The sequence below is a fragment of the uncultured Maribacter sp. genome, from assembly GCF_947500405.1.
Lineage (GTDB): Bacteria > Bacteroidota > Bacteroidia > Flavobacteriales > Flavobacteriaceae > Maribacter_B.
In genome coordinates this window covers 68,594-81,843 of sequence record NZ_CANMRY010000009.1, presented here as the reverse complement: position 1 = coordinate 81,843, position 13,250 = coordinate 68,594, and the positions used below count along the sequence as shown (strand labels likewise).

The window sequence follows — 13,250 nt, the reverse complement described above, 5'->3', positions numbered from 1 at the left end:
CAAAATCTAATTAGAAAAACATGGCAGGAGGAAAACAGTCACCACGTCAGAAAATGGTAAACCTAATGTATTTGGTTTTCATTTGTATGCTGGCTTTAAATATGAGTAAAGAAGTTCTAGCAGCATTCGGTATTATGAATGTAAAAATGGAAGCTTCTAATGCAAAAACCACAGAAAGTAACCTAGCTTTCTTAACAGGTTTAGAAACAAAAGCATCAGAAAATGCTGAAAAATTTGGTCCTTTATATAAGGATGCAAAGAAGATAAAAGAATTATCTAAAGATTACTATGATTACTTGGAAGGTCTTAAGTCAGAAATGATGACAGGCGTTGAAGATCCAACGGATTATGCAGTAATGGATAAATCAGATTTCTTAGATCAAAAATTCTTTCAAGGAGAAAACCTTGCCGAAGGTGGCCAAGAATTCTTAAAAAGAATTAACGATTATCGTACACAAGTATCTGCTGTTTTACCAGCAAACATGAAAGATGTTAAGTCTTCTGTTGTTACTAGATTTGAAACTGGTGATGCTAATGGTAAAGTTGAAAAGAGAGATGGTACTAAGCAAGATTGGATTAACTATCATTATGAAGGTTTCCCATTAATTGCTTCTTTAGCTAAAATCACAGCTTTACAGTCTGATATTAAAGCTACAGAAGAAGATGCTTTAAAATCTATGTTACAAGGACAATTAAGTAGTGAAGTTTCTATGACAAACTATACTACTTTATTAGAGCAAGAGAAATCTGCGTTCTATGCAGGAGAAAAGTTTTCAGGAAGCGTAGTATTAGGTCGTAAAGATGCTACTACAAAGCCAAATGAAGTTAACTTAAAGTTAGACGGTAGAAAATTAGTAGAAGGAAAAGATTACGAGATTAAAGATGGTCAGGTAAAGTTATTAGTTAGCGCTGGTGCCCCTGGAGATCATAAGATTGAAGGTAATCTAGTGTTTATGCAAGATGGAGAGCGTACAGAAGTACCTGTATCTTCAACATTTGCAACAATATCTAAGCCTAATGCAGCATTAATTGCAGCAGATAAGATGAACGTTGTTTATCGTGGTGTTCCTAACCCAATGTCTATCTCTATACCTGGTATACCTAACAATAAAGTTAGTGCATCTGCAGCTGGTCTTAGAAAAAGCTCTGGTAGCAAGTATATTATGACCCCTGGAAAAGGAAGAACAGTTAGTATTGTTGCTTCTGGTACATTACCTGACGGACAAAGAGTATCTTCTAAATCTGAATTTAGAATTAAAGATATTCCAAGACCATCTGGAGCTATTAGAGGAGAATCTGGTTCTGCTAAAATGCCAAGAAAAAACTTAGAAATGTCTACAGTTGGTGCATTATTAGAAGACTTTGATTTTGACTTAAATCTAAAAGTAAGCGGATTTAAATTTAAAGTTCCTGGACAACCTACAGTTAGTGTTAAAGGTAGTAGATTAGACTCAAGAGCTAAATCTGCGCTTAAGAGAGCTAAAAGAGGTGATGCAGTTCAAATATTTGATATTAACGCATATATCACAAACAATAAAGGTTATAAATTAAAGAAAGTATCTCCAGTAGTTGTTGAGATTACTAACTAATAGTTTATAAATACAAAAATGTAATGAGTTATTTTTTAAATAGCTCATTACATTTTAAAAAGTAAAAACATTAAATAGTTACAAATGAATTGGAAAAAAGTTTTATTAATCGGAGCTGTTAGTTTTTTACCATTATCTATGATGGCCCAAGCGAACATTTTGAACGCTAAAAAGCCGCAAGATATTGGGATTAGAACAACAGAGCAAAAAGCTTTAGATAATGATGCTCCTTTAAAATATGGTTATGTAGATGACAGAGACATTCTTTGGTCTAAAACTATATGGGAGACAGTAGATTTAGATGAGCGTGTAAATTTTCCATTATACTACCCTATAGATACTATTGATATAGGAGCAGATAGAAGATCGTTATACGATGTTTTAATTAAAAACATTAAAAACGGGAAACTAGAAGATGTATATGTGGATTCTTATTTTACCGAGAAAAGAAAATTTAGCGATTTAGAAGCTACGTTACAAAAAGTAGATACAACAGATTACGGATACGAGCAATTAAATGCAGGAGAACAAATTTCTGAAGAATATATAAACAGAAGAGATTTAACTGCTGCAGATATAGAAGAGTACCGTATTAAAGGAATCTGGTATTTTGACAAAAGACAAGGAGAATTAAAATATCGTTTATTAGGTATTGCTCCAGTTGCGCCAGATGTTAACTTTATTGATGATGAATCTATGGATCCAGGAGATGCGAAAGTAGAACTTTTCTGGGTATGGTACCCAAGTGCAAGACAAATTCTGCACGAAGCAAAAGTTTTTAACCAACGTAACTCTGCACAGCCAATATCTTTTGATATGTTACTTAATGCAAGAAGGTTTAATGCCGTAATTTATAGAGAAGATAATGTGCATGGAGACCGTAAGGTAAGCGATTATATTGCAGATAATGCATTGTTTCAATTATTGGAAGCCAAACGTATAAAAGAGGTTATCCGAGACAGGGAACAAGATATGTGGGCATATTAACCACAGAATATTCCAATTCAATATAATATGATGAAAATCCTCAGTGAAAACTGAGGATTTTTTTATTTTAAAATAGGTCAGACATTTCATTTAAACTTATAATACCTTTGCGCTATGGTAGATTATTTAGTAGTAGGTTTAGGATTAGCTGGAATATCTTTTTGCGAACAATTAGAAAAAAATAATAAAACGTTTAAAGTAATTAGTGATGCTTCTCAAACATCTTCTATAGTTGCTGGGGGACTGTATAATCCAGTAATTCTTAAGAGATTTACTTTGGCATGGAATGCAAAGCATCAATTAGAATTGGCAAAGCCTTTTTATCAAAATTTAGAAGAAAAACTAAAAACTAAATTAGATTATAAAGTTCCGGTATATAGAAGGTTTGCATCTATTGAAGAACAAAATATGTGGTTTGAAGCGGCAGATAAGAATACGTTACAACCTTTTTTATCCACCCAAATAAAAGCAAATAATAATACTGCAATTGATGCTCCCTTTGGTTACGGAGAAGTTTTAGATACTGGTAGAATAGATACAAAGGTGTTGTTAAATATGTATCAATCTTTTTTAAAAGAGAAAAATGTATTAAAAGAGGAAACCTTTAATTATGATGTACTTATTTTAGAAGAAGACCATGTTTCTTATAAAACTATAAAAGCAAAAAAAATAGTTTTTGCCACTGGCTATGGTTTAAAAAACAACCCGTATTTTAATTATTTGCCATTAAATGGTACAAAAGGAGAGCTTTTAACTATAAAAACGCCAGAGTTAAAGGAAAATAATGTAATAAAATCATCGGTATTTATTATTCCTTTGGGAGAAGATTTATACCGTATAGGAGCAACCTATAAATGGAAAGATAAGAGCAATACCCCGACAGAAGAAGCTAAGTCTGAATTGTTAGAAAAATTAAGTGCTTTTTTAAAATGTAATTACACTATTATTAATCATGTTGCAGGAATACGACCAACAGTAGCAGATAGAAGACCTTTATTAGGTAAGCATCCTAAACATAAAAATATGTATATTTTAAATGGTTTTGGTTCTAGAGGAGTTATGATTGCTCCTTATGCATCAAAGGTATTATTAGAATATATAGAAAATAATAAGGCATTACCTACCGAGATAGATATTTCTAGATTTACAAAAAAATACTATAAACCTATTTAGTGTCGTACTTTTTTCTTTGCAGTAGCATCATATTTTATAAAAAGATTAATCCATATATTTCTAGACAGGCGCATTATAATTGGCATAAAAACAACCAAAGTACCCATTATAATAAAAAAGCTGTTTAAAAGTGTAGTTTGTATAAAAAATCTAGAGATAATAAAAGCAGCTACAGCAAAGGCAATACCAACGCCATAGCTTACATACATTGCACCATAAAAGAAAGAAGGTTCTATCTTATATTTTGTATTGCAATGGGAGCAACGTTCATGCATTTTTAAAACATTTCCTAAATGGAAAGGGTTTTTGTCTAAATACATGCTTTCTTCATGACATTTAGGACAAGTTCCTGTTAAAATACTGTAGAGTTTGTTTCCTTTTTTTAACATTTGCAAAATGTTTTTGTAAAAGTACAAGAATGTGTACTATTTAATATATAAATCAATTATAAAAAATGCTTAATATCCATAACCTTTCTGTTTCTTTTGGAGGCGAATATTTATTTCAAGAAATATCTTTTAGATTAAACGGAGGTAACCGAGTTGGGTTAGTGGGAAAAAACGGTGCAGGAAAATCTACCTTACTTAAATTACTCTCTAAAGATATGCCAATAGACTCTGGTACTATTGCAATAGAGAAAGATATTAAAATAGGTTTTTTAAGACAGGATATTGATTTTGTATTGGGTAGAACGGTCTTAGAAGAGTCTTACCAGGCATTTGAAGAAATAAAGGCTTTAGAGCTTAAATTAGATGAGATAAATCATCAATTAGCAGAACGTACAGATTATGAAAGCGAAAGTTATAACCAACTTATAGTAGATTTAAGTGATGCTACGCATCATTATGAGATATTAGGAGGATATAATTACCAAGGGGAAACCGAAAAAATTTTACAGGGTTTAGGTTTTAAGCGCGAAGATTTTGATAAAAAGACAGAGACTTTTTCTGGAGGTTGGCGTATGCGTATTGAACTAGCTAAGCTATTATTACAAAGTAATGATGTATTGTTGCTTGATGAGCCTACAAACCACTTAGATATTGAATCTATTATTTGGCTAGAGCAGTTTTTAAATAATTATTCTGGGGCAGTAGTTATTGTATCGCATGATAAAATGTTCTTAGATAATGTAACTAATAGAACTATAGAGATTTCTTTAGGGAGAATATATGATTATAATAAACCTTATACAGAGTATTTAGTTTTAAGACAAGAGATAAGAGATCAACAGCTAAGTATTCAGAAAAACCAAGATAAAGAAATACAGCAAGCTGAAAGACTTATAGAAAAGTTTAGAGCAAAATCTACAAAAGCATCCATGGCGCAGTCCCTAATGAAGAAGCTAGACAAAATGGATCGTATAGAGGTAGATGAGGATGATAATAGTGTTATGAATTTACGCTTTCCTATATCTATAACTCCAGGAAAAGTTGTAGTAGAGATAGAAGATTTAGCAAAAAGCTATGGAGAAAAACAAGTTTTAGAAAATATAAACTTGCTAATAGAAAGGAATAGCAAGACCGCTTTTGTAGGTCAAAACGGCCAAGGAAAATCTACTTTAGCAAAAATAATGGTTGGCGATATTACGCATGATGGGCATCTAAAATTAGGGCATAATGTACAAATAGGATATTTTGCGCAAAACCAAGCAGAGTATTTAGATGGTAGTAAAACCATATTAGATACTATGATAGACGCTGCAAATGAAAAAAATAGGAGTAAGGTAAGAGATATACTTGGGTCTTTTCTTTTTCGAGGAGACGATGTGGAGAAATATGTAAAAGTCCTTTCTGGAGGAGAACGTAATAGGTTAGCATTAGCAAAAATGTTGCTACAACCATTTAATGTATTGGTAATGGATGAGCCAACAAACCACCTAGATATTAAATCTAAAAATGTACTAAAACAAGCATTACAAAATTTTGAAGGTACTTTAATATTAGTTTCACATGATAGAGATTTTCTACAAGGTTTAACTAATAGTGTATATGAATTTAAAGATAAGCGTATAAGAGAATATCTTGGAGATGTAGACTATTACTTAGAGCAGCGTAAAGAAGAGAATTTTAGAAATATAGAGAAAAAAGAAACCAATCCTAAGAAAAAAGAAGTGGTTTCTAAGAATACAAATGACTTTCAAGATCAGAAAAAAGTTAAATCATTAAAGAATAAATTAAGTTCTGTAGAAAGTAAAATATCTAGTTTAGAAAAGGAGATTGCAGAAATAGACCATTCCTTATTAATGAACTATGATGAAACTATAGCAAAGCCAAACTTCTTTGATGGTTATGAAAAAAAGAAAAAATATTTAGAAGATTTAATGCAGAACTGGGAAAATTTAACAACAGAGTTAGAAGGAATTAGCTAAACACAATAAAAATAATAGTAGTAAAATTCCTACACCACAAAAAACAGTATCTACACAACAAAATACAGTAGTTCACCGATTATTTTTGATTTTTAGCCGTTAATTACTCATATTTGTAAGGTAATTCTTAATCATCAGTATTTAATTATTGATTAGATTTACAAGAAGCGTAAAAATATAGATATGAAAAGAGGATTATATATTTTATTTCTGGCATTTATAACATCAAATTTAGTGTTGGCTAAAGTTTCTAAAAAAGAAAAAAAAGCATTAATAGATTTGTATGAAAGTACAAACGGAGCGCATTGGATTAAAAAATGGGATTTAAATGCACCAGTATCTAGCTGGTATGGAGTTACTGTAGAAGATAATCATGTAGTAGAAATTAGTTTATTTAGGAATAATTTAATGGGAAAACTTCCAGCTAGTATTGGTAAGTTAACCTATTTAACAAAATTAAACCTTGCTTTTAATTCTATAACAGGAGAAATTCCAAAAGAAATAGTGTTTTTAGACAATCTAAAAACATTAAAATTAGAGATGAATCGTATAAAAGGAGATTTACCTAAACAATTAGGAAATTTGGCAGGTTTACAGGAATTAACAATGTTTAATAATTTTATTACTGGAAAAATACCAGAGAGTATTGGACAAATGGCAAGTTTAAAAGTATTAAACTTATCTAGTAATAATTTAAGAGGAGAAATTCCAAATTCATTAGGAAGTTTAGAAGACTTAGAAGTTTTAGGTCTTTTTGAAAACTCTTTGTATGGCTCTATCCCAAATGAAATGGGAAATTTAAGTAACCTTAAAGAATTAGTTTTAGCAAATAACCAATTAAATGGGGCTATACCAGAAGAATTTGGTCAATTAGCAAGTTTAGAAGTTCTGCAAATTCAAAATAATGAATTTAACTCATTTAAGAATTTACAAATGATGGATAGCAAGCAGTTTTTGGTTTTTGATTACGATAAAGATGAAGAAAATTTAGATTTTAGAGATTTAAACTTTAGCAAGTCTAGAATGGCAGATACAAAATTTAATGATGAGGATTAAAAATAATTTTAGTTAGTTTGGTTAATGGTGGGGGTGTGTGGTGCACCCCTTTTTTTATTTATCATTACCATATTAGTAAAAATAGCTTATAATTTATCAGAAAACTAAATATTATACGTTAGTACTATATTATTATAGTTTAATAATTGCCAGCTAAATAACAAATTAGGCTGTTTTTATTATATGTTAAAAGCCAAGCACTAACAATAATATATTATGAAACGAATTTTACTCCCCTTAAAGGTTCTTTTATTTTTGCTTTTTACAAGTGTTATATATGCACAAGTATCAAAAGAAGAAAAAGCAGCATTATTAAGCTTATATAATTCTACCAATGGAGCTGGATGGACTAATTCATGGGACTTAAAAGAGCAAGTAAGTAATTGGTATGGAGTACAAATGGTAGACAATCACGTTGTTTCGATTAATTTACATAGAAATAATTTAGATGGTAAAATTACCAAAGACATTAAAGGTTTAAAGTATTTAGAAGAATTAAATTTAGCTTTTAATAATATAAAAGGTACAATACCAGAAGAAATAACAAAATTAGAAAACCTTAAAGTTCTAAAATTAGAAATGAATAGTTTAAGTGGAACTTTACCAGAAGATTATTCTAAGTGTAATAATTTAGAAGAGTTAACACTTTTTAATAATAAACTAGAAGGCGAAATTCCAAGTGGAATAGAAGATTTAGAAAATTTAGTATTACTTAATTTATCTAGTAACTATTTTACAGGAAATTTGCCAAAAGCAATAGAATCTCTTACAAGCTTAGAACAATTAGAGCTTTTTGGTAATAAGTTTTCTGGACAAATAAATATTGATTTAGGTAAATTATCTGGTTTAACATCGCTAGTTTTAGCGTATAATAATTTTGATGGAGTAGCCCCCGAGAGTTTACAAAATTTAACTAAATTAAAATTTGTTCAAATACAAGGAAATAAATTTAGCTCCTATAAAGGTTTAAAGCACTTACAGAGCGAAACACTATTAACTTTTGATAGTGATAATGACGCTTTAAATCTTAAATATAATAACCCAAGATTTTCATTTTCTCGTTTAGCAGACACTAAATATGAAGATAAAAGAATTAAAGAATAACTTTTAAGTAATAAAGTTATAGAAAAGGGATGCTAATTAGCATCCCTTTTCTGTTTTTCTATAAGGTCTTAAGGTTTTTTTAACATTAGTTGCGTATACAACTAAATAGTTTTGTGTTAGTTTCGTATTATGAAATTTTCTGAAGATTTTGTCGATTTTGATAACGCAATAATTCCTTGGTTAGGGAAAACATCAAAGATTATAGACTATTATTTTCACGAAGATTTAAAAAAGCACAATTTAGATTTGAGTAAAGAACAAGTAATTGTTTTAAAAAAATTGCATCAAAAAAATGGTTTAAATCAAAATGAGTTAGCTTTTTTAACCCTCAGAAATAAATCTACCTTAACAAGACTGCTTTCTAAAATGGAAGCAAAAAATTACATAAAAAGAAAAAGAAGTAATGAAGATAAGAGAATAAGCCATGTTTTTTTAACAGATAAAGGAAGAGCAGTATATAAAAAAACAATCCCTGTTTTAAAAAATTGCATTTCATTTTTAGAAAACGGTATTACTGTAGAAGAAAAACAAATTGCTATTAAAATTTTAAAGAAAATTCAATATAATATTACATTACAAAAAGAGCCTTTATAACAACCAACTATGAGAAAAATAATTTTATCTGTAATAGGAGTTCTGTTAATTGTTGGAGCATTTTTTCTTGCACAAAAACTAATAGCAAACAAAAAAAAACCGAAGCCTAAAGTAGAAAAGGTAGTAAAAACTGTATTTGTAGAAAAAGCAGAAAATAAAACGATACCAATTATAATACCTGCTAATGGAAATTTAATAGCAAAAAGGCGTGTAGATATTTATGCAGAGGTACAGGGTGTTTTTAAAACTGGAAGTAAACTTTTTAAAGCAGGAACGGTATACCGTAGAGGAGAAACTATTATAAATATAGATAACGCAGAATATATTGCTTCTGTAAAATCTGCTAAAAGTAATTTGTATAACCAAATTACTTCTATGATGCCAGATGTTCGTTTAGATTACCCAGACATTTACCCTAAATGGCAATCCTATTTAGCTGGTTTTGATATAGATAAGGCTACACCGAAGTTACCAGAAATGGGTTCCGAAAAAGAGAAATTTTTTATTTCTGGGAGAGGTGTTTTAACTAATTATTATAATGTTAAAAATTTAGAACAAAGATTGTCTAAATATAGAATAGTAGCTCCTTTTAAAGGAGTAGTAACAGAGGCTTTAGTAACAGAAGGAACTTTAGTTAGATCAGGGCAAAAATTAGGAGAATTTATTAATACAGACGTTTATGAGTTAGAAGTTTCTATTAGTAAAGAATATAGCGATTTATTAAAGATAAACGAAAAAGTAATACTTAGTAATTTAGATAAAACCCAAACGTATACAGGAAAAGTAGTAAGGGTTAATGGTAAAGTAGATGTTGCTTCTCAAACCATAAAAACCTTTATAGAAATAAAAGATAGTAGCTTAAAAGAAGGTATGTACTTAGAGGCTAATCTTAGTGCAAAACCAGAAGAAAATGCTATAGAAATAGACCGAAGTTTACTTTTAGAAGGGGACAAAATATATGTTGTAAAAGATTCAATTTTAGAGGTTATAGATGTAAGGCCAATATATTTTTCTGATAAGAAAGTAGTACTAAAACAAGTTCCAGATGAAGCAGTAATTTTAGCAAAACCTGTAGTAGGTTCTTATGCAGGAATGGCAGTTAAAGTTTATAAAAAGAAGCAAGTTAAATCTAGGGAATAATGCGTAAAATAATTGAGTATTTTATAAAATACCATGTTGCCGTAAGTGTCTTAATTATTGCGGTAACTATTTTTGGTATTGCAGGAGCAATTACTTTAAAGTCTTCTTTTTTTCCATTAACAGATTCTAAAAATATATCTATTAATATAAGCTACCCTGGAGCATCTCCGCAAGAGATTGAAGAAGGTATTGTCTTAAAAATTGAAGATAATTTAAAAGGTTTAGAAGGGGTAGATCGTGTAACATCAACCTCTAAAGAAAATAGTGGAAATATAAATGTAGAAATAGAAAAAGGTAGAGATATAGACTTTATGCTCTTAGAAGTAAAAAATGCTGTAGATCGTGTACCAACCTTTCCAACAGGAATGGAACCTTTAATAGTATCTAAATTAGAAGCCATAAGACAAACTATTGGTTTTACAGTAAGCGGGGACAAAGTTCCTTTAGCTACTTTAAAACAAATAGGAAGAGAAATAGAAAATGATATTAGAGCAATTGATGGAATATCGCAAATAACTATTACAGGTTACCCAGATGAAGAAATAGAAATAGCTGTAGATGAAAATAGTTTGTTGGCATACAGCATCTCCTTTTCAGAAGTAGCGCAAGCCGTAAGTAACGCTAATATTCTTGTTACAGGAGGTAATATAAAAACAGATGCTGAAGAATATTTAATACGAGCTAATAATAGAGCGTATTATGGAGATGAGCTTTCAAATTTAATTGTAAAGGCTAATGCTTTTGGGAGAACAATTAGACTAAAAGATGTAGCTATACTAAGAGATCGTTTTGCCGAAACTCCAAATGGGTCTTATTTTAATGGAGATTTAGCAGTAAATATTAGTATTACAAGCACAAATACGGAAGATTTAATAGACTCTGCCGAAAAAGTTAAAGTGTATATAGAAACCTTTAACCAAAAACGCAATAACATACAATTAAACGTTGTAAGCGATCAATCTAAAACGTTAATACAAAGAACTGAGTTACTTACAGAAAATGCAGTAATGGGGATGATATTGGTGCTCATTTTTTTATCTCTATTCTTAAATACTAGATTGGCTTTTTGGGTAGCATTTGGCTTACCAATTTCTTTTTTAGGAATGTTTGTTTTTGCAGGCTTTTTTGATGTTACAATAAATGTGTTGTCTCTTTTTGGGATGATTATTGTTATTGGTATTCTAGTAGATGATGGTATTGTAATAGCAGAAAATATTTACCAACATTACGAAAAAGGGAAATCTCCAGTACAAGCAGCAATAGATGGTACTTTAGAAGTAATTTCTCCTATTGTATCTGCAATTATTACTACAATTTTGGCGTTTTCTATTTTCCTCTTTTTAGATGGTAGAATAGGAGAATTTTTTGGAGAAGTATCAGTAATAGTAATACTAACTCTTGTTGTTTCTTTAGTAGAAGCTTTAATTATATTGCCAGCCCATTTAGCGCATTCAAAAGCGTTGCAGCCTATGGCAAAAAAGCCAAAAACACGTATAGGACAAGCGTTTGCAAAATTAAGAGTTATTAATGAGATGGGTGATCATTTCATGAAAAGCATGCGAGACAATTTATACAGCCCTCTACTTAAGTTTTCTATGGAGTATAAATTATTAACCTTTGCAATCTTTGCGGCAACCTTAATTTTAACTTTTGGTTCTGTTGGTGGTGGAATAATAAGAACATCTTTCTTCCCTAGAATAGCTAGTGATAGATTACAAGTAGAATTGTTGATGCCGAATGGTACAAATGAAAAAGTTACCGATTCTATAATTTCTTTAATAGAAGAAAAAGCGGCAATTGTAAATAGGGAGTTGTCAGAAGAATACCTTAATGAGCAAGATAAAATGCTTTTCGAGAATGTGATTAAAAGATTAGGACCAGGGTCTTCCTCTGCAACCCTAACAATTAACCTTCTTCCAGGAGAAGAAAGGCCAGATGTTATACGGGCAGATATGGTAACAGGAAAATTAAGAAAGCTTGTGGGGCCTGTAATAGGCGCAGAAAGTTTAATATATAGCTCTGGAGGTAATTTTGGAGGTTCTCCTGTAGCAGTATCGCTTTTAAGTAATAATATAAAAGAGTTAAAAGCTGCTAAAAAGGAATTAAAAGACGCACTTTTAAATAATGCCAACTTAAAAGATATTGCAGATAATGACCCAGAAGGAATAAAAGAAATACGATTAGAGCTTAAAGAAAATGCCTATTTATTAGGGTTAAATCTAAGAGATATTATGTCTCAGGTAAGAGCTGGTTTTTTTGGAGTACAAGCACAGCGTTTTCAAAGAGGGCAAGATGAAATTCGTGTTTGGGTTAGGTATGATAGGGATAATAGATCATCTATAACAAACCTAGATGAAATGCGAATAGTTACACCTAGCGGTAGTCGTGTTCCTTTAAAAGAAATTGCAAACTATGTTATAGAACGTGGTGATGTGGCAATTAATAGGTTAGAAGGGCGAAGAGAAATACAAATTTCTGCAGATTTAGTTAATGAAAAAGAAACTAGTGGTACAGATATTATGGAGGATATTCAAAAGAATATTATGCCAGATATTGTTTCTAAATACCCAACAGTCTCCCCATTATATGAAGGGCAAAATAGAGAAGCAGGTAAAATGTTAGACTCTTTAACATCAGTAGGTCTTACAGTATTAGTATTAATATACATAACAATAGCCTTTACTTTTAGAAGTTTTAGTCAGCCTTTAATGTTATTACTACTAGTTCCTTTTAGTTTAACAGCTGTAGCTTGGGGACATTGGATTCATGATTTTCCTGTAAATATTTTATCTATGTTAGGTATCATTGCTTTAATAGGTATTATGGTGAATGATGGCTTAGTGCTAATAGGTAAATTTAATAGTAATCTTAGAGAAGGAATGCCTTTTGATGATGCTTTGTTTAATGCTGGAAAATCTCGTTTTAGAGCAATATTTTTAACATCGGTTACTACCATTGCTGGTTTAGCGCCTTTAATGTTAGAAACAAGTAGGCAAGCACAGTTTTTAAAGCCAATGGCAATTTCTATAGCTTATGGTATTGGGTTTGCAACAATATTAACCCTTGTAATGTTACCAATATTTTTATCTTTTAGTAATAAATTAAAAGTCAGTATTAAGTGGTTAGCAACAGGTAATAAAGTCTCTAAAGAAGAGGTAGAGCGAACAATAAAAGAACAAAAAGAGCAAGAACACAACTCTTAACGCGTAGCGTATGTATTTATATTTAGATGATATAAA

General features: G+C 30.5%; 10 protein-coding genes. 9 read left to right on the top strand and 1 reads right to left on the bottom strand.

Annotated elements, in window-relative coordinates:
* Positions 1-20: 20 nt before the first annotated feature.
* From gldM to Q0945_RS12765, 3 genes are all read left to right on the top strand, one after another.
* Positions 21-1,589, top strand: coding sequence for a gliding motility protein GldM (gene gldM, locus Q0945_RS12775; RefSeq protein ID WP_299435140.1), 1,569 nt, complete (start codon positions 21-23; stop codon positions 1,587-1,589).
* 84 nt (positions 1,590-1,673) lie between these two features.
* The gene (gene gldN / locus Q0945_RS12770; RefSeq protein WP_298487613.1) at positions 1,674-2,576 is read left to right on the top strand and encodes a gliding motility protein GldN; all 903 of its coding nucleotides are present in this window, start codon (positions 1,674-1,676) and stop codon (positions 2,574-2,576) included.
* A 114-nt stretch (positions 2,577-2,690) separates the two neighbouring features.
* Positions 2,691-3,749 (top strand): FAD-binding oxidoreductase, encoded by a 1,059-nt coding sequence (locus tag Q0945_RS12765; protein WP_299435137.1) that lies wholly within the window; start codon positions 2,691-2,693, stop codon positions 3,747-3,749.
* On the opposite strand, the gene Q0945_RS12760 is transcribed toward Q0945_RS12765, so the two are convergent.
* Complete coding sequence (locus tag Q0945_RS12760) at positions 3,746-4,138, bottom strand: DUF983 domain-containing protein (RefSeq protein ID WP_299435135.1); 393 nt, start codon at positions 4,136-4,138, stop codon at positions 3,746-3,748. The genes Q0945_RS12765 and Q0945_RS12760 overlap by 4 nt on opposite strands.
* Positions 4,139-4,203: 65 nt before the next feature.
* On the opposite strand from Q0945_RS12760, the gene Q0945_RS12755 reads away from it, so the two are divergent.
* From Q0945_RS12755 to Q0945_RS12730, 6 genes are all read left to right on the top strand, one after another.
* A complete protein-coding gene (locus tag Q0945_RS12755; protein ID WP_299435133.1) occupies positions 4,204-6,117 on the top strand; it encodes an ABC-F family ATP-binding cassette domain-containing protein in 1,914 nt (637 codons plus the stop codon).
* Between the two features lie 183 nt (positions 6,118-6,300).
* Positions 6,301-7,173, top strand: coding sequence for a hypothetical protein (locus Q0945_RS12750; RefSeq protein ID WP_299435131.1), 873 nt, complete (start codon positions 6,301-6,303; stop codon positions 7,171-7,173).
* 216 nt (positions 7,174-7,389) lie between these two features.
* Entirely contained in the window at positions 7,390-8,277 is an 888-nt protein-coding gene (locus Q0945_RS12745; protein ID WP_299435128.1) for a hypothetical protein, read from the top strand.
* Positions 8,278-8,406: 129 nt separating this feature from the next.
* The gene (locus Q0945_RS12740; protein WP_299435126.1) at positions 8,407-8,871 is read left to right on the top strand and encodes a MarR family transcriptional regulator; all 465 of its coding nucleotides are present in this window, start codon (positions 8,407-8,409) and stop codon (positions 8,869-8,871) included.
* Positions 8,872-8,880: 9 nt separating this feature from the next.
* Entirely contained in the window at positions 8,881-10,011 is a 1,131-nt protein-coding gene (locus Q0945_RS12735) for an HlyD family efflux transporter periplasmic adaptor subunit (RefSeq protein WP_299435124.1), read from the top strand.
* Entirely contained in the window at positions 10,011-13,214 is a 3,204-nt protein-coding gene (locus Q0945_RS12730; protein WP_299435122.1) for an efflux RND transporter permease subunit, read from the top strand. The genes Q0945_RS12735 and Q0945_RS12730 overlap by 1 nt, the downstream gene beginning before the upstream one ends.
* The last annotated feature ends 36 nt before the right edge of the window (positions 13,215-13,250 follow it).

Excerpts from the sequence above, each read along its gene's own strand:
- Q0945_RS12740 (WP_299435126.1), top strand. The coding sequence starts at position 8,407 with ATGAAATTTTCTGAAGATTTTGTCGATTTTGATAACGCAATAATTCCT.
- Q0945_RS12750 (WP_299435131.1), top strand. The coding sequence starts at position 6,301 with ATGAAAAGAGGATTATATATTTTATTTCTGGCATTTATAACATCAAAT.
- Q0945_RS12765 (WP_299435137.1), top strand. The coding sequence starts at position 2,691 with ATGGTAGATTATTTAGTAGTAGGTTTAGGATTAGCTGGAATATCTTTT.
- Q0945_RS12735 (WP_299435124.1), top strand. The coding sequence starts at position 8,881 with ATGAGAAAAATAATTTTATCTGTAATAGGAGTTCTGTTAATTGTTGGA.
- Q0945_RS12760 (WP_299435135.1), bottom strand. The coding sequence starts at position 4,138 with ATGTTAAAAAAAGGAAACAAACTCTACAGTATTTTAACAGGAACTTGT.
- gldM (WP_299435140.1), top strand. The coding sequence starts at position 21 with ATGGCAGGAGGAAAACAGTCACCACGTCAGAAAATGGTAAACCTAATG.
- Q0945_RS12755 (WP_299435133.1), top strand. The coding sequence starts at position 4,204 with ATGCTTAATATCCATAACCTTTCTGTTTCTTTTGGAGGCGAATATTTA.
- Q0945_RS12730 (WP_299435122.1), top strand. The coding sequence starts at position 10,011 with ATGCGTAAAATAATTGAGTATTTTATAAAATACCATGTTGCCGTAAGT.
- Q0945_RS12745 (WP_299435128.1), top strand. The coding sequence starts at position 7,390 with ATGAAACGAATTTTACTCCCCTTAAAGGTTCTTTTATTTTTGCTTTTT.
- gldN (WP_298487613.1), top strand. The coding sequence starts at position 1,674 with ATGAATTGGAAAAAAGTTTTATTAATCGGAGCTGTTAGTTTTTTACCA.